The sequence below is a fragment of the Bacteroides acidifaciens genome, assembly GCF_024623065.1.
Lineage (GTDB): Bacteria > Bacteroidota > Bacteroidia > Bacteroidales > Bacteroidaceae > Bacteroides > Bacteroides acidifaciens.
Genome location: NZ_JANJZR010000083.1, coordinates 1 through 17,566 on the forward strand (window position 1 = coordinate 1; position 17,566 = coordinate 17,566).

A 17,566-nucleotide genomic window follows, 5' to 3' on the forward strand; every position below is an offset into this window, starting at 1 on the left:
ACGCGACAAGAAGAGCCGGGGTAAGTTAAAATATCAGCTATAAGATTATGACTGAAGAGAATTTAAACAGGCTCTAAGTGGAGACTATCATTCGTTTTGTAGATTGGCTTATATAATAAGATGGTTTATTTTTTAGACGCGTCATCCGTGTTATCCGCGTCTAAAAATTAAACCGTTATTTAATAAAAGGACTTACCGCATGGAAATAAGATTAGTCTACAGCAAGCTCCTCTTTCACCATATTGTAGAGCATTTGCTCTCCTTCCAAGGTAGAATCAGCCATACCTTCCACCAAGCGGCATACTTGAAAAGCATGTTCCTCACTATGCTGCATATATTTGCGGATAACCAGCAAAGCAGCATTACGAATATGATAGCTGTCGGAATGTACCGCACAAATCGCTTGGTCGAGCAATTCGCCGGAGGCACGTTCAGTCATATCCCCTTTCTTCATCAGAAGACGGGCAGCAGTCAGGAAACCACAAGTCTGCACATACTCCTGTTCGTCGGCAATCCAGTGAAAAGATTTGGCCGGAGCATACGGTAAATGCTGGAAGAGATTCATACAAGTCAGTTCTGCTATTTCGATATTCCGGATGTTTTCCACCCAAATATCGGCTATCTCGGGATAAAACGTTTCAATCGGCTGAAGCATTCCCGCCAGAATCTTACATTCGCGAATTTCCTCTTTCCATAAAGCCTGCGCCAGGTCATGATTCTTTTCGTAACCTTCGGCAATCATCTTGATACGAGGCAGTTCCACTCCGAAATTGAGTTTATAAGCCAGCCCTTTCTCGCGCATACTTTGAGACACAGCCCCGTTCATAGAGAGACGGAGCTGTGTCTTGATATCTTTCAATTGTTCTTTAATATCCATTTCAGATCAGTTGTTTATGGAAGGCAGCGGAGAATAATCAGTGCTGTAACGCAACATTTGTTCTACATAACCTTCATCATAAGAAACCGTGACATCCGTAACGTTTCCGTTTTCATCTGTCACCAGTTCGTATTTCGGATTCACAAAACCTTTATAAGGAGCCAGATTCAACTTCTTATAACGTTCCAGAACTTCTGCATGTAAAGCCGGATCTACTTTTACGGCATAGTTTTCTACCAATGAACGGGCACCTTCAAAGTCACCTGTCGATTTGATTCGCTGAATTTCAGCCAACAATTTGCCGAAAAGCTCACGTACTTTCTCATAATCATTGATAACCACATAAGTCTTTCCGTCTTTCTTCACCAATTCTACCACTTTATCGGCAGCCCCCTGCTCAAATACCCAACGGGCTATCAACTGGCGGTTGCGCATGTGAGCTTCTTCCACTGTATTTCCCGGTTCGATACGTACCAACTGCGTCATCAGACCGTTCATCAGATAAGTATAATATTGAGCTTTATAAGCATCGGGAGAAGAGAGAAGTCCCAGTTCCACCAGCTTGGGGTCAGCTACATAATACAATCCGAACAAATCGGCACGCGCCTCTTCGATGGTAGAGCCGTATGCTTTCAAAGCATCAGGATCTACACCCGGAAGTAACTTACCGGAACCGTGTCCCAAACATTCGTGCAAGTCCGTATGCAGCTCATCCGTTAAATCAGAATAAGCATCGATCAGTTGTATTTCCGCATCGCTATAAACAAATTCTTCGTTGAATCCGTTTCCATGAGCGGCTTTATTATAAGCATCTGTTATATTTCCGATTGTCACCGATTTAGAACCGTGGTGAGCACGAATCCAGTTTGCATTCGGCAGATTGATGCCGATAGCCGTTGCCGGGTAAAGATCACCTGCAAGGATAGCGGCAGTAATCACTTTAGCCGATACCCCTTTTACCTTTTCTTTCTTGAAAGATTTATCTACCGGAGAATGATCTTCAAACCACTGCGCATTGCTACTGATTATCTCTGTGCGGTGAGTTGATTCCAAATCTTTGAAATTCACCAAAGACTCCCAGCTCGCTTTCATACCCAACGGATCGCCATAACTTTCAGTAAATCCATTCACAAAGTCGATGCGTGAATCAAGGTCTTTCACCCAAAGAATGGCATATTCATCGAAATCTTTCAGATTGCCTGTTTCATAGAATTGAATCAGCTTGGTGATAACAGCCTTCTGTGCCTCATTCTCCGCTACACCTTCCGCTTTTTTCAACCAATAAACAATCTTCTCTATTGCCTGTGTATAGAGTCCGCCTACTTTCCAAACTTTCTCCTCCAACTTTCCGTTTTCTTTGACCAGCCGACTGTTCAGCCCGTAAGAAACCGGTGTTTCATCTTTCGGGTCTTTCAGGGCGCTATAAAAACTCTCTGCCTCTTTCTGCGTCACTCCGTCATAATAGTTACAAGCAGAGGTCAACACAAGATCTTCGCCATCTGCCTGGTTTACCCGTTTCGGCATAACAGTCGGATCGAAAATCACCGGAAACAGTTCGGCACAAAGTTGTTCGGCAGTCTGCCCTTTCGCCAACGGCAACAACTTGGCATCTATACCGAGTACAGCCTGTTTCAAGAATTCCTGCGAGAAGTTGGGCACAAACTTCTCCGCACCATAGTGATGATGAATACCATTGGAGAACCATACTCTTTTCAGATACACCTCCATATTTTTAAAATCAGGCGTTGTTTTATCTCCCTGATAGTTTGTATATACTGCTTCGAGCATCCGACGGATTCTCAAATTATATTTTCCATTCTGGTCAAACAGAATATCCCTTCCCTCCAGAGCAGCCTCTGTCAGGTAATAAATCAGTTCCTTCTGTTTTAGCGTCAGTTCCTCAAATCCGGGAACTTTATAACGCAAAATCTGTAAGTCTGCAAATTGTTCCACTGTATAATCAAATTTATCTGCCTCGGCAGTTGTTGTTTTGGCTCCGCCGCACGATGTCAGAATCGTAGCGGCTACCGCCATTGAAATAAGATGTTTATTCATAATGCTAGTGTTGATTAATTAAAACAAGAAAAGGAATCATCTCCAAAATCTTTCATTTAGAGGTAATTCCTTTCGATTAATCTCGATATGCGCAATTACTTTTTGTTTTCCAAATGTTTTTTGCGGTATCCATTAGGAGTCTCACCTACGTTTTTATAAAATGCAGCGTAAAAAGATTGACGATTTGCAAAGCCAACCATAGCACTAATTTCTTCCACATTTTTGTCGGCATAACGTTTGTCAGTCAATAAATGCAAAGCATCTTTTACTCTGTATTCATTCAACAGGCAAGAATAGTTCATGCCAAAGCGTGAATTTACCACTGCAGAAAGGTAACGGGTATTTGTCTTCAATTCTTTCGCCAAATCCTTAGCTGAATAGTCAGGATCCTTGTATTTCTTCTGTACAACAATGATATTCAGTATCTTGTCATACAACTCGTCTGCCAATTCCGGCCTAATTAAAGACCTGTATGCAGCCTTCTTTTCTTTCTTTTCCCTCAAATTGTAGGGACGTTTTTTCGGAGTTTCTTCCGTTTTTTTGTTCTCTAAATCACTCATTGAATTAACTGGTTAGGGTTCGTTCATCTGTTATTAATTGCTCATTTGCAACATAACATGTTACAAATGTCTTACTTTTTTTTTAAACACACAATTATTTTGTGCATTTTTTTCTAATAAAACAATCAAAAACATTGAAAAAGAAGGAATAAGTTCGAATAATAAGAAACTTTAACCTTTTTATATTTCATCTCGGAAACTGAAATCTACACATTGCGGAAATTGCAAAAGAAAAACGTACCTTTGCAGCAAGTTAAAACAAGCATCCATGAGAGAAACTCTAAAGAAATATTTCGGATACGACAGTTTCCGTCCCCAGCAAGAAGACATCATCCGCCACATCCTCCATAAGAAGGATGCATTAGTGCTAATGCCTACTGGCGGGGGAAAGTCCATCTGCTACCAGCTTCCCGCCTTACTTAGTGAGGGCACTGCCGTTGTAGTATCCCCGTTGATTTCATTAATGAAAGACCAGGTGGAAGCATTGTTGGCAAACGGAATTGCTGCCGGAGCGTTGAACAGCAGTAATGACGAAACAGAAAATGCCAATCTGCGCCGTGCCTGCATTGAGGGACGGTTGAAGTTGCTCTACATTTCACCGGAGAAATTGCTGGCGGAGAAAGATTATTTATTGCGAGATATGCATATTTCCCTGTTCGCTATTGACGAAGCCCATTGTATTTCGCAATGGGGACACGATTTTCGCCCGGAATATACTCAAATGGGAGTTCTCCACCAGCAATTTCCACAAGTACCGATCATCGCTTTGACTGCCACCGCAGATAAAATTACCCGCGGAGACATCATTCGCCAACTTCATCTTGTCGAACCCCGTACTTTTATATCCTCTTTTGACCGTCCCAATATCAGTCTGACGGTAAAGCGCGGATTCCAGGCAAAGGAAAAGAACAAAGCTATCCTTGAATTTATCCGCCGCCATGAGGGAACAAGCGGGATTATTTACTGTATGAGCCGTAACAAGACGGAGACAGTAGCTCAGATGTTGCAGAAGCAGGGGATTCGTTGCGGGGTTTATCATGCCGGATTGCCTACGCAGCAAAGGGAGGAAACGCAAGACGATTTTATCAATGACCGGATTCAGGTAGTATGCGCCACGATTGCTTTCGGCATGGGTATCGACAAGTCGAATGTCCGTTGGGTAATCCACTACAACCTGCCTAAAAGTATAGAAAGTTTTTATCAGGAGATAGGACGTGCCGGACGTGACGGTCTGCCAAGTGACACTGTATTGTTTTATTCTTTAGGTGATTTGATATTGCTGACCAAGTTTGCCACGGAGAGTAACCAGCAGAACATCAATATTGAAAAGCTGCAACGTATGCAGCAGTATGCGGAAGCGGATATTTGCCGGAGAAGAATCCTGCTGAGTTATTTCGGAGAAACAACTACCGAAGACTGTGGCAACTGCGATGTCTGCAAAAATCCCCCTCAACGGTTTGACGGCACAGTCATTGTACAAAAAGCATTAAGTGCCATCGCACGTGCAGAACAACAAATCAGCACAAGCATATTGATTGATATTCTTCGTGGAAACTACTCCGTGGAAGTGACCGGAAAAGGATACCAGGAACTTAAAACTTTTGGTGTCGGACGCGACATTCCACCTCGTGACTGGCAGGATTATCTGCTCCAGATGCTCCAACTCGGTTATTTCGAGATTGCTTATAATGAGAATAACCATCTCAAAATAACGTCAAGCGGAAGCGATATTCTTTTCGGAAGAGCACAAGCTACATTGGCAGTTATCCAGCATGAGGAAGCAATTACCCGAAAAGGAAAAAAGAAAAAAGTGGTTATCGCCAAAGAACTCCCCTTCAGTGCGACAGGCGGCGAAAGCCAAGATTTGTTCGAGGCATTGCGAGGATTAAGAAAACGGCTTGCCGATCAGGAAGCTTTGCCCGCCTATATCGTCCTGTCAGACAAAGTGTTGCATCTGCTTTGCATCTCACGTCCCACCACCATCGAAGAGTTTGGAGAAATCAGTGGTATCGGCGAACACAAAAAAAAGAAATATGGAAAGGACTTCGTAAATCTGATTAGACAGTTCGTAGAATAAAAGAAATTCTTGAATAGTATATATTAACGAGTCGCCTGGTTAATGATTATTCGTTCCACTAATGTTATCTTTCCGTTCCACAGTTGTTTCCCTTTAGTTCCATATATGTGGAACTAAAGGGAAACAACTGTGGAACGAACTAATGTCTATAACAAAAACTCTAACTTATGTAAACCGGAAAAATACAGTCGGCTTATTGATAACTTCACTTGCATTGCCGCAATTGCTCGTGCAAATCAGCCGGAGGCACTCCCAATGAAATAGCTTTTTCAAAGTCAGCTTTTGCCAATCCTTTCTTCTTCTGTACCAGGTAGATATTTCCACGCAACAGATAAGCATCAGCCGAGGCAGCATCCAGCCGGATGGCTTCCTCCAAATCGACCATCGCCAAATCTTCATGTTTCATCTCACGTTCCACATCAGCACGGGCAATATAGAGCGTCGCATCTTCAGGAGTGGTCGCAAGCATCTTATTCAATATTTCAAGAGCTTCCCGGAACTTTCCTTCTTTCTGCTCCAGAGTAGCCAACCCGAGACGGCCGCTATAACTCTGAGGTTCAATCTCCAACAAACGGTTATAATCTATCCGTGCAGCCGGATAATCCCTGCGTATCACATAAATATAAGCACGCATCAGCAACGCTTCCTTGTTCTTTTTATCCTCGTCAAGCACCTGGCAGTAATCCGTATAAGCACGATCCGTCTTTCCCATCTCCATATAAATGGCGGCACGGTCGAGCAAAATAGGGACTGCCAAAGGAGCAAAGTTCAGTGCAAAAGAATAAGATTCCAATGCTTTATCAAACTCGCCTAAACGACGCTGAACCAATCCTAAGTTAGAAAAGAGCAGCGCATTCTTTCCGTTTTTCGGTTCTAGCTTCAAAGCCTGAAGCAAAAGTTCCTCTGCCTGGGGAAGACTATCGTTCTCAATACATTCGATTGCTTTTTCAGACAACTGCTGATAAGTCTGCGCACAAATGGCAACCGGAAAACAAAAAAGTAATGCTATTATAATTCTTACCATATAGTTCGGGATATAATTAATGAATCAATCCAACGGATACGCGTCAAATGCAAATAACTCGGTAGACAGATAACGTTCTCCCGTATCAGGTAACAACGCTACTATTTTTTTGTTCTTAAACCCCTGGCGTTGTGACAGTTGACGGGCGGCATACACAGCTGCTCCCGAAGAAATACCCGCCAACAGACCTTCTGTTGCCGCTAACTCACGCCCTGCACGAATCGCTTCATCATCTGGCACGCCTATCACTTCATCCACCACCGAAGCATCATAAAGCTTCGGGATAAAATTCGCCCCAATACCTTGAATACGATGCGAAGCCGCCTCGCCCCCTGTCAACACAGGAGACGATGCCGGTTCTACAGCAACAATATAAATATTCGGATTATGTTTCTTCAAAGCACGGGCTACCCCGCAGACTGTTCCCCCGGTACCAACTCCGGCTACAAAAACGGCCACTTCACCGTCTGTATCCCTCCAAATTTCTTCACCCGTTGTCCGTTCATGCACAGCAGCATTGGCAGAATTCTCAAACTGTTGCAAAATCACCGAACCGGGAATACTGTCGCGCAACTCCTCCGCTTTGGCAATGGAAGCAGCCATCCCGCCCCGTCCATCCGTCAATACAATTTCCGCACCTAACGCTTTCAACAGATTCCGCCGTTCCAGACTCATCGTTTCGGGCATGGTCAATATCAGATGATATCCTTTAATAGTAGCCACCATTGCCAGTCCGACACCTGTATTTCCGCTTGTCGGCTCAATAATCGTTGCACCAGGTTTCAATGCTCCGCGTGCTTCCGCATCTTCAATCATCGAAAGAGCCACCCTGTCTTTCACACTTCCCGCCGGATTAGAAGACTCCAGTTTAGCAATAATATTTTGTTTAAGACCATACTTTTCGCTATAACCGGAAAGTTCCATCAAAGGGGTATTCCCTACTAAATCTGTTAGTTTCTTTGCAATCTTTGCCATTTCACGACTTCATTTTTGTCACATATCGGGCAAAGATATGGAAAAAAAGGTATGTTTTACATCACATCATAAGAAAGATAAGGAAAAGTATAGTAACTTTGTATCCGTTCAATCTTTTTAAGTTTACAGATATGAAAAAGAGAATCATACAATTTCTCACGACCTATTTTTTATTTGTCCTTCTGTTTGTTCTTCAAAAACCTATCTTCATGGTTTACTACCATGAACTATATAATGATGTGTCCTTCGGCAACTATTTCAGCGTCATGTGGCACGGCCTTCCTTTGGATTTATCCCTCGCAGGTTATCTCACTGCCATTCCGGGACTGATACTCATAGCTTCTGCCTGGACGCAATCATCCATTCTCCGACATATCCGGCAAGTCTACTTCGGCTTAATAGCCTTCATCATGGCGTGCATCTTTATCATCGACTTGGGATTATACGGTTTTTGGGGATTCCGCCTGGACGCCACCCCTATTTTCTACTTCTTCTCTTCGCCCAAAGACGCTATGGCAAGTGTCAGCTTTTGGTTTGTCCTGCTAGGCATACTGGCAATACTCATCTATGCCGCCCTCTTATACTACATATTCTATATGGCACTTATCCGTGAAAGAAAACCGTTGAAAATACCTTACCGGCGACAAAATATATCTCTCGCGCTTCTACTTCTGACAGCCGCCCTCTTTATCCCTATCCGCGGCGGTTTCACTGTATCAACAATGAATTTGAGCAAAGTATATTTCAGCCAAGACCAGCGGATGAACCATGCTGCTATCAACCCGGCATTCAGCTTTATGTACTCTGCTACCCATCAGACTAACTTCGACAAGCAATACCGCTTCATGGATCCGAAAGTGGCGGACGAGTTATTTGCGGAAATGCTCGACAAACCTGTCGCAGCAACAGACAGCATTCCACAATTATTAAACACCCAGCGCCCGAATATCGTCTTTATCATTCTCGAAAGTTTCTCTACACACTTGATGGAAACATTCGGCGGGCAGCCCAATGTGGCAGTCAATATGGATAAATTCGCAAAAGAAGGCATCTTATTCAGTAATTTCTACGCCAATAGTTTCCGAACCGACCGCGGACTGGCATCTATCATCAGCGCTTATCCCGGACAGCCGAGCACCAGTATCATGAAGTATCCCGAAAAGACAGACAAACTTCCCTCTATCCCGCGCAGTCTGAAAAACGCCGGATATAGCCTGGATTATTACTACGGCGGAGACGCTGATTTTACCAATATGCGCTCTTATCTCATATCTTCCGGTATCGAAAAAATCGTTTGCGATAAAGATTTCCCGCTATCCGAACGTACAAGCAAATGGGGAGCACATGACCATGTCTTGTTCCAACGTCTGCTGAAAGATATGAAGGAAGAGGAACAAAAAGAGCCTTTCCTGAAATTTGTTCAGACTTCAAGCAGCCACGAACCATTTGAAGTTCCGTTTCACCGACTGGATGATAAAGGACTCAACGCCTTCGCATACGCTGATAGTTGCGTAGGCGACTTCATCAAACGATACAAGGAACTTCCACAATGGAAAAACACTGTGTTTGTACTCGTTCCGGATCATCAAGGAGTGTATCCCTATCCGATAGAAAACCCATTGGACGGACAGACTATCCCGCTTATCCTGCTCGGTGGAGCAATCAAAGAACCTCGTGTCATAGACACCTATGCTTCGCAAATTGATATTGCCGCCACCCTGCTCTCCCAACTAGGGTTGCCACACGATGAATTTACTTTCAGTAAGGATATCATGAATCCGGCATCTCCGCATTTCGGATACTTCACCCGCCCTAACTTCTTCGGTATGGTGACTCCCGAAAACCAACTGGTATATAATCTGGAGGCCAATACCGTACAACTTGACGAAGGTACGGAAAAAGGAGCGAACCTCGAAAAAGGAAAAGCGTTTCTGCAAAAGCTCTACGATGACCTTGCAAAACGCTAGAGACAGGGAATAACAGAAGATTTATAAGGTTATATAAGACAATTTCCTATTCTTTATTGTATATTTGCGACGTCAAAAATTTAACAATAAAACATGATGGTAAACACCGACCTCATTAAATACCTGTCAGAGATAGATACAAATATCTTCCTGTCTTTCAATGGCATACACTCCCCTTTCTGGGATTACTTTATGACCTCTTTTACAGGAAAAATAATCTGGGTGCCTATGTACGCTACCATCCTGTATATCTTACTAAAGAACTTTCACTGGAAAGCAGTGCTGTGTTATGTGGTAGCCATTGCCCTTACCATCACCTTTGCCGACCAGATATGCAGCAGCCTTATCCGACCGGTTGTAGCACGTCTGCGTCCCGCCAACCTTGGAAATCCGATTGTCGATATGGTATATATTGTAAATGGATACCGCGGTGGAAGCTACGGTTTCCCATCCTGCCATGCCGCCAATTCATTCGGACTTGCCCTGTATGTAATATGTACGTTCCGCAAACGCTGGCTAAGTCTTTTTATCATAGCATGGGCTGCACTCAATTGCTATACCCGCATTTATCTGGGGGTACACTATCCCGGAGATTTACTTGTCGGCGGTATCATCGGCGGATTCGGCGGATGGATGTTCAGTACTATTGCTCATAAAGCGGCCGTTTATTTGGAGCCATCCACTCGCATGAGAAGAAATGAAATCAAGCAAACATCAGTCACTATTTATGCAGGATTGCTGACGGTGCTCGGAATCCTTATCTATTCCACGATTAGAAGTTGGTAAAACAGAAAAATATATTAATAAAAAAGCCTGATACCGTTTCCAATGCCAGGCTTTTTGTTTTAATTTATGAGACTTTCTTGATTACCTAAATTTATCAAGCCTTTTTAATATAGTCAACAATCCACTGACCTACTTCTTTCGTACCGTATTTGGTACCACCAGCAACCTGAATTTCCGGTGTACGCACATTCTCATCCAAAGAAGCGTCTACCGCCTTACGAATCAACGCCCCCTCTTCTTTCAGGTCGAAATACTCGAACAGCATAGCTACGGAAAGGATTTGTGCCAACGGATTAGCAATATTCAGTCCTTTAGCCTGCGGCCATGAACCGTGAATAGGTTCAAACACCGGAGTGCTCTCGCCGGTAGAAGCAGACGGAAGCAATCCCATAGAACCGCTGATTACCGAACCTTCGTCCGTCAGAATATCACCGAAGGTGTTTTCCGTTACCATCACATCGAAGAAAGCAGGTTCCTGAATCATCTTCATGGCAGCATTGTCTACAAACATATAGTCTGTTGTCACTTCCGGATAGTTCGGAGCCATTTCCTGCGCAATCTGACGCCACAGACGGGAAGAAGCCAACACGTTTGCCTTATCTACCACCGTCAGGTGTTTTCTGCGCTTCATTGCATATTCGAAAGCCACTTTCAAGATACGCTCGATTTCCGGGCGAGTATAATAGTTGGTATCATAAGCTTTGTCATTATCCTGATACTTTTCACCGAAATACATACCACCGGTCAATTCACGGATGCAGATAAAATCAGCGTTCTCCACCAGTTCCGCACGCAACGGAGATTTGTGAATCAAGCATTTGAATGTCTGTACAGGACGGATATTGGCGAAAAGTCCCAGTTTCTTACGCATAGCCAACAGACCTTGTTCGGGACGTACTTTAGCAGTAGGATCATTGTCAAATTTCGGGTCACCTACGGCAGAGAACAATACAGCGTCCGCATCCTTACACACCTGATAAGTTGCTTCCGGAAACGGATCACCCACTTTATCTATCGCATCGGCGCCACAGATGGCATAATCGTAATTCACTTTGTGACCAAACTTCTCGCAAACGGCACTCATCACCTCTACACCTTGCACAGAGATTTCCGGTCCGATACCATCGCCTGCTAATACAGCAATTTTAAAATCCATATTATTCAATGTTTAGTTTATTAGTGATTAACCGAAGACCGTAGTACAATTCGCTCTCCGTTAATCATTAATCGTTAATCATTAATCGTTATTTTTCTCATATTCGTCTTCTATGAGATTGAGCATCTTCATAGTAGCTTTGATGGCAGCCTCCGTCTGGTCGGCATCCAGTCCACGGGTACGGAACACCTGTTCATCGTAACTCCATGTAATTAGCGTCTGCACAAACGCATCCGTACGCCCGCCGGGCGGGATTGTCACCGCATAATTAGTCAGCATCGGGAACTTGCGTCCCAGCGTCACCTTATATATCTTACGCAATGCACGAACGAAAGCATCATACTGACCGTCTCCACCCGAACTTTCTTCGTATTCTTTTCCGTTTATTTCTATCTTCAACGTTGCCATCGGTTTCAAGCCATGAGCCAGATTCACGAAATAGCTCTTCAGTTTGACCTTCTCACCTATCGAACCATGCTTCAACACATCGGAAACAATATATGGCAAATCTTCCTGAGTCACCAGTTCTTTCTTGTCTCCCAATTCGATAATCCGTTCCGTCACCTTGCGCATAGAATCTTCGTCCAGTTGCAGCCCGAGGTCTTCGAGGTTCTTGCGGATATTCGCCTTGCCGCTTGTCTTTCCCAACGCATATTCACGTTTCCGCCCGAACCGTTCGGGAAGCAGGTCATTGCAATACAGGCTATTTTTATTGTCACCGTCGGCATGCACGCCTGCCACTTGCGTAAAGACATTCTCACCTACAATCGGCTTATTGGCAGGTATCATGATACCCGAATATGACTCCACCACCCGGCTGACATCGTTCAAGCGGCTTTCATCGATATTGGTCACCGCATTGAAATGGTCTTTCAGAATAGCCTGCACACTTGCGAGAGGAGCATTGCCCGCCCGTTCACCCAATCCATTGATGGTAGTATGCAATCCTTTGACACCGCTCAATACCGCTGCCAGCACATTACTTACCGCCAAATCATAGTCATTGTGTGCATGAAAATCGAAATGAGTATGTGGATAACGCTTCTTCATCTTCCGCATATACTCTATTACTTGCAACGGATTCAGGATTCCCAAAGTATCGGGCAACATGAAACGCTTGATACTCGTATCTTTCAATCCATCCATCAACTGGAACACATATTCGGGAGAATCCTTTATGCCGTTGCTCCAGTCCTCCAGATAAACATTAACAGTGATATCCTGGTCGTCGGCATAGTGCACCACATCAATAACATCCGCCAGATGCTCTGCCGGAGTCTTTTTCAGTTGCTGTGTACAATGTTTCAACGAACCTTTGCAAAGAAGATTGATCACACGGCAGCCAGTACGCTGTATCCAGTCCACCGAAGTATGACCGTCTACAAATCCTAGCACTTCCACCTTGTGAAGCAGATTGCGCCGGGCCGCCCAGTCACAAATCATCTTCACGGCTTCAAACTCGCCCTCCGATACTCGTGCCGAAGTAACCTCCACCCGGTCTACCTTCAAATCTTCCAATAGTAAACGGGCGATCATTAGTTTTTCATGAGGCACAAAAGATACTCCGCTGGTCTGCTCACCATCACGGAGCGTCGTGTCCATGATTTCTATTTTCACGCCTTCTTTTCCCATTCTTCTATTTTATCTTTATTGCTTAACAAGAAATCTATATCGTCCAATCCGTTCATCAAACAATGTTTCTTGTAAGCATTGATTTCGAAATGTTCACTTTTACCTGTCGCCTTATTGATGATGATCTGTTCGGGAAGGTTCACTTCCACTTCCATCTTCGGGTCCGCTTCAATCGAATCGAACAATTCCTGCAGAAAACCTTCAGTAACAACCACCGGAAGCACAAAGTTGTTCAACTCATTATTCTTATGAATATCGGCAAAGAAACTGGAAACCACCACACGGAAACCATATCCGGCAATCGCCCAGGCTGCGTGTTCACGACTCGAACCGGAACCGAAGTTCTTCCCTGCCACCAACACCTGTCCGCCATAAGTAGGATTGTTCAACACAAAATCCTTATTCAGGCTACCGTCGGCATTGTAACGCCAGTCACGGAAAAGGTTATCACCAAAGAATTTCTCTTCACGGGTAGTCGCTTTGAGGAAACGTGCCGGAATAATCTGGTCGGTATCTACGTTTTCTAAAGGAAGAGGTACACAAGTACTTGTTATTATATTAAATTTAGTCTTAGCCATCTTGATATTTACTATTTAAAGATTTACTATTTACGATTGAAATCACATCAGTTCTCTCGGATCGGTAATCACACCTGTCACCGCCGCAGCAGCGGCTACCAACGGACTGGCAAGCAATGTACGCGCACCCGGTCCCTGACGACCTTCAAAGTTACGGTTGCTGGTAGATACCGAATATTTTCCGGCAGGAATCTTATCATCGTTCATTGCCAGGCAAGCAGAACATCCCGGCTGACGAATAGCAAATCCGGCTTCTGTCAAAATCTTGTCGATTCCTTCCTTACGGATCTGTGCGTCTACCATCCATGAACCCGGAACCAGCCACGCAATCACATTCTCCGCTTTCTTGCGACCTTTCACGATGGAAGCAAATGCACGGAAATCTTCGATACGACCGTTTGTACAAGCTCCGAGGAATACATAATCAATCTTCTTGCCCAGCAAAGACTCACCTGGTCCGAATCCCATATAATCCAGCGATTTCTTGAAAGAAACCTGAGCGGCTTCTCCCATACCCTCAGTGGTAGGAATATGCTGAGTAATCCCCATGCCCATACCCGGATTCGTTCCGTAAGTAATCATCGGCTCGATATCGGCAGCATTGAAGCAGACTTCCTTATCAAATACGGCGTTATCATCACTCTTTAACGTTTTCCAATATGCCAAAGCACTCTCCCACTCTTCTCCCTTCGGAGCATTCTCACGACCTTTGATATACTCAAAAGTCACTTCATCAGGAGCGACCATGCCACCACGTGCACCCATTTCAATAGAAAGGTTACAAAGAGTAAGGCGTCCTTCCATAGTCAGATTACGGATAGCCGAACCTGCATATTCCACAAAGTAACCGGTAGCGCCACTGGTAGTCATCTTGGACATCATGTACAGAGCCACATCTTTTGCAGTCACTCCTTTGCCCAGTTCACCGTCTACAGTGATACGCATTGTTTTCGGTCTTGACTGAAGGATACATTGTGAAGCCAGCACCATTTCCACTTCACTCGTTCCGATACCGAAAGCTATCGCTCCCATCGCACCATGGGTAGAAGTGTGAGAGTCACCACAAACGATAGTCATCCCCGGCAGAGTCAGACCACGTTCCGGGCCTACCACATGAATAATACCATTCTTAGGATGCATCATACCATAGTGTGCCAGACCGAAATCTTTTGCATTCTGCGTCAAAGTATCCACTTGAGCCTTAGAAATCGGATCTTCAATCGGTTTGTCTTGATCGTGAGTCGGCGTATTATGGTCAGGCATACAGAACACCTTTTCCGGACGCAATACTCCGATTCCGCGTTCACGCAATCCGGCAAAGGCTTGCGGGCTTGTTACTTCATGACAATATAAACGGTCGATATAAAGTTGTGTCGGACCATCTTCCACGGTAGTCACCACATGGGCGTCCCATATCTTATCAAATAATGTATTCATCTGTTTATTTACTATTTTACTAATTACTATTTTCTATTTTAGCCAATCTCTGTAATGCCGATACGGTACGGATGCTGGCCTATTTTTTACGATTTGAACTTGTTGATACAATCAATATAGGCTTCTACCGAAGCGGCGATAATATCCGTATTCGCTCCAAATCCATAATAAATCTGATTATCATACTCCACCTGCATATGCACCTTACCTACATCATCGCTTCCCTTGCTGATAGCCTGAATAGTAAATTCTTTCAGCGTCATATGGCGGTCTACAATTTTCTTCAATGCTTTGATAGCTGCATCTACCGGACCGTTGCCACTGGCGCAACCTTCAAACTTCTCACCAGCGATATTCAATCCCAAGCTGGCTACCGAACGGACACCGACACCGCTTGTCACCTGCAAGTATTCCAGTTTGATGCGATGATTCTGACTCCGATCTGCACCTGCCAACACCAGAATATCATCATCATTAATATCCTTCTTCTTATCAGCCAGCTTCAAAAACTCTTCGTAAACCTTATCCAGTTTTTCCTGCTCCAGTTCGACCCCGAGTATAGTCAAACGGTTCTTCAAGGCAGCACGTCCGCTACGGGCAGTCAATACGATAGAGTTGTCATCAATACCTACATCGTGCGGGTCGATAATCTCATACGTCTGTACATTCTTCAATACACCATCCTGATGGATACCCGAAGAGTGGGCAAAAGCATTACGCCCTACAATAGCCTTGTTCGGCTGTACCGGCATATTCATCAGGCTGGATACCATGCGGCTGGTCGGATAAATCTTCTGTGTATTGATATTGGTCTGAATATCTATTTCGTGGTGACTCTTGATAATCATGGCGATTTCTTCGAGTGCCGTGTTTCCGGCACGTTCACCAATACCGTTGATAGTCACTTCCACCTGGCGGGCACCATTCAAAACACCGGATATCGTATTGGCAGTAGCCATACCCAAGTCGTTGTGACAGTGAGTAGAAAGTATGGCATTATCAATGCCGTCTACATGGTCAATCAGGTATTTTATCTTAGCACCATATTCTGAAGGTAAGCAATAACCCGTTGTATCAGGAATATTCACTACGGTAGCTCCTGCTTTGATAACAGCTTCCACCACACGTGCCAAATATTCGTTATCCGTACGACCTGCGTCTTCCGCATAAAACTCTACATCGTCAACAAAACGGCGGGCATATTTCACGGCAGCTACCGCCCGCTCGATAATCTCTTCACGGTTTGAGTTAAACTTATATTTAATGTGCGAGTCAGAAGTACCGATACCTGTATGGATACGCTTATGTTTTGCAAATTTCAGTGCATCTACAGCTACATCAATATCTTTTTGGACGGCACGTGTCAAAGCACAAATTGTAGGCCAGGTCACCGCTTTAGAAATTTCAATTACTGAGTTAAAGTCACCCGGACTTGAAATAGGAAATCCGGCTTCAATCACGTCTACTCCCAGCGCTTCCAATGCCTTTGCTACCTGAATCTTTTCTACCGTATTCAACTGGCATCCCGGAACCTGCTCTCCATCCCTGAGGGTGGTATCAAAAATAAATAACCTATTGTCCATATTCTTATTATATTATGTAATTATTAGCATTAAAAAAAGCCTTTCACACGTGGAAGTGAGAAAGGCTTTCGTATATCTTCATTATACACATTTACACGCAGCACTCACTTCCACTAACCTTTGATAGTAGAATAATAATACCGCATAGTAGAATATGTACAAACATCTGATTCATTTCTTGTCTCTTTTTATGGTTCGACGGTGCAAAGGTAGAGATTATTTCGTTATTATCAAATAAAACGTTACTTTTTTATCGAATAAAATTTCATTTCATAAGTTAAACCTAATTATAAGCTAAAATATATCACTAATAAAGGGATATTCCATCAAACAAAAAGGGGAGCAGAGTATTTCGTTTACTCCGTCCCCCCCTTTGTCTTATCGTTCTAAATCAATAGATTATTTCTTATTACAGCATTCTTTCTTTTCTGCACAATCAGCTTTCTTTTCGCAATCTACTTTTTTATCACAAGCAGCAGCACAAGAATCTTTAGCCTGGCAGCAAGAAGAATCAGCTTCAACGACAGCAGCTTCTACAGTTCCTACAGTTGCTTCTTCGCCTTCAGCAGCAGCGTTAGTAGTTTTGTTACCAGTACAAGACATCATTGCAAAAGAAAATGTTACGGCTACAGCAGCCAAAAATAATTTAGTTTTCATACCTTCAAATTTGCTTTAAACGTTTAATAAAATAATTGTCAGCGGCAAATATAGCAATTTTTTCTTAGACCACCTATAAAAGTATATAAATACAGAAAGCCCCTTGATTCGTTGCTGAATCAAGGGGCTTCTTCAAAAACGGCGGCTACCTACTCTCCCACTGTTACGCAGTACCATCGGCGTGACGAGGCTTAACTTCTCT

At 43.9% G+C, this 17,566-nt stretch carries 14 protein-coding genes; 3 read left to right on the forward strand and 11 right to left on the reverse strand.

Translation table 11 applies throughout. The features are described 5' to 3' along the window. Window positions 1-211: 211 nt before the first annotated feature. From NSB03_RS17225 to NSB03_RS17235, 3 genes are all read right to left on the reverse strand, one after another. Complete coding sequence (locus NSB03_RS17225) at window positions 212-877, reverse strand: DNA alkylation repair protein (RefSeq protein ID WP_024988372.1); 666 nt, start codon at window positions 875-877, stop codon at window positions 212-214. A 6-nt stretch (window positions 878-883) separates the two neighbouring features. Further along, window positions 884-2,932 carry a dipeptidyl-peptidase 3 family protein gene (locus NSB03_RS17230; protein ID WP_024988371.1) on the reverse strand — a complete coding sequence of 683 codons (2,049 nt, stop codon included), beginning with the start codon at window positions 2,930-2,932 and terminating at the stop codon, window positions 884-886. A 95-nt stretch (window positions 2,933-3,027) separates the two neighbouring features. Next, window positions 3,028-3,492 (reverse strand): helix-turn-helix domain-containing protein, encoded by a 465-nt coding sequence (locus NSB03_RS17235; RefSeq protein ID WP_004301101.1) that lies wholly within the window; start codon window positions 3,490-3,492, stop codon window positions 3,028-3,030. Between the two features lie 268 nt (window positions 3,493-3,760). On the opposite strand from NSB03_RS17235, the gene recQ reads away from it, so the two are divergent. Further along, window positions 3,761-5,569 carry a DNA helicase RecQ gene (gene recQ, locus NSB03_RS17240; protein ID WP_024988370.1) on the forward strand — a complete coding sequence of 603 codons (1,809 nt, stop codon included), beginning with the start codon at window positions 3,761-3,763 and terminating at the stop codon, window positions 5,567-5,569. A gap of 205 nt (window positions 5,570-5,774) precedes the next feature. Here the strand turns inward: recQ and NSB03_RS17245 are convergent, their stop codons facing one another. Together NSB03_RS17245 and cysK are read right to left on the reverse strand one after the other, a co-directional pair. Beyond that, entirely contained in the window at window positions 5,775-6,593 is an 819-nt protein-coding gene (locus tag NSB03_RS17245; protein ID WP_024988369.1) for a tetratricopeptide repeat protein, read from the reverse strand. A gap of 24 nt (window positions 6,594-6,617) precedes the next feature. Beyond that, window positions 6,618-7,568: a cysteine synthase A gene (gene cysK, locus NSB03_RS17250; protein ID WP_257466533.1), complete on the reverse strand. Its 951-nt coding sequence runs from the start codon at window positions 7,566-7,568 to the stop codon at window positions 6,618-6,620. Window positions 7,569-7,699: 131 nt separating this feature from the next. Here cysK and NSB03_RS17255 point away from each other — a divergent pair, with 131 nt between their 5' ends. Both NSB03_RS17255 and NSB03_RS17260 read left to right on the forward strand, forming a co-directional pair. Beyond that, on the forward strand, window positions 7,700-9,535 hold the full coding sequence (locus NSB03_RS17255; protein ID WP_024988368.1) for an LTA synthase family protein: 1,836 nt from the start codon (window positions 7,700-7,702) through the stop codon (window positions 9,533-9,535). Window positions 9,536-9,631: 96 nt separating this feature from the next. Next, window positions 9,632-10,321 carry a phosphatase PAP2 family protein gene (locus NSB03_RS17260; RefSeq protein ID WP_024988367.1) on the forward strand — a complete coding sequence of 230 codons (690 nt, stop codon included), beginning with the start codon at window positions 9,632-9,634 and terminating at the stop codon, window positions 10,319-10,321. Window positions 10,322-10,415: 94 nt separating this feature from the next. Here the strand turns inward: NSB03_RS17260 and leuB are convergent, their stop codons facing one another. The 6 genes from leuB to NSB03_RS17290 form a co-directional block, all read right to left on the reverse strand. Continuing rightward, entirely contained in the window at window positions 10,416-11,477 is a 1,062-nt protein-coding gene (leuB, locus tag NSB03_RS17265) for a 3-isopropylmalate dehydrogenase (protein ID WP_024988366.1), read from the reverse strand. Window positions 11,478-11,558: 81 nt separating this feature from the next. Continuing rightward, entirely contained in the window at window positions 11,559-13,109 is a 1,551-nt protein-coding gene (locus NSB03_RS17270) for a hydroxymethylglutaryl-CoA lyase-like TIM-barrel protein (RefSeq protein ID WP_024988365.1), read from the reverse strand. After that, window positions 13,091-13,687, reverse strand: coding sequence for a 3-isopropylmalate dehydratase small subunit (gene leuD, locus NSB03_RS17275; protein ID WP_024988364.1), 597 nt, complete (start codon window positions 13,685-13,687; stop codon window positions 13,091-13,093). Before leuD ends, NSB03_RS17270 begins: the two co-directional genes overlap by 19 nt. Window positions 13,688-13,729: 42 nt before the next feature. Beyond that, window positions 13,730-15,124, reverse strand: coding sequence for a 3-isopropylmalate dehydratase large subunit (gene leuC, locus NSB03_RS17280; protein ID WP_024988363.1), 1,395 nt, complete (start codon window positions 15,122-15,124; stop codon window positions 13,730-13,732). A gap of 86 nt (window positions 15,125-15,210) precedes the next feature. Next, window positions 15,211-16,707, reverse strand: coding sequence for a 2-isopropylmalate synthase (locus NSB03_RS17285; RefSeq protein WP_024988362.1), 1,497 nt, complete (start codon window positions 16,705-16,707; stop codon window positions 15,211-15,213). A gap of 399 nt (window positions 16,708-17,106) precedes the next feature. Next, window positions 17,107-17,364, reverse strand: coding sequence for a hypothetical protein (locus tag NSB03_RS17290; RefSeq protein ID WP_024988361.1), 258 nt, complete (start codon window positions 17,362-17,364; stop codon window positions 17,107-17,109). Window positions 17,365-17,566: the final 202 nt, after the last annotated feature.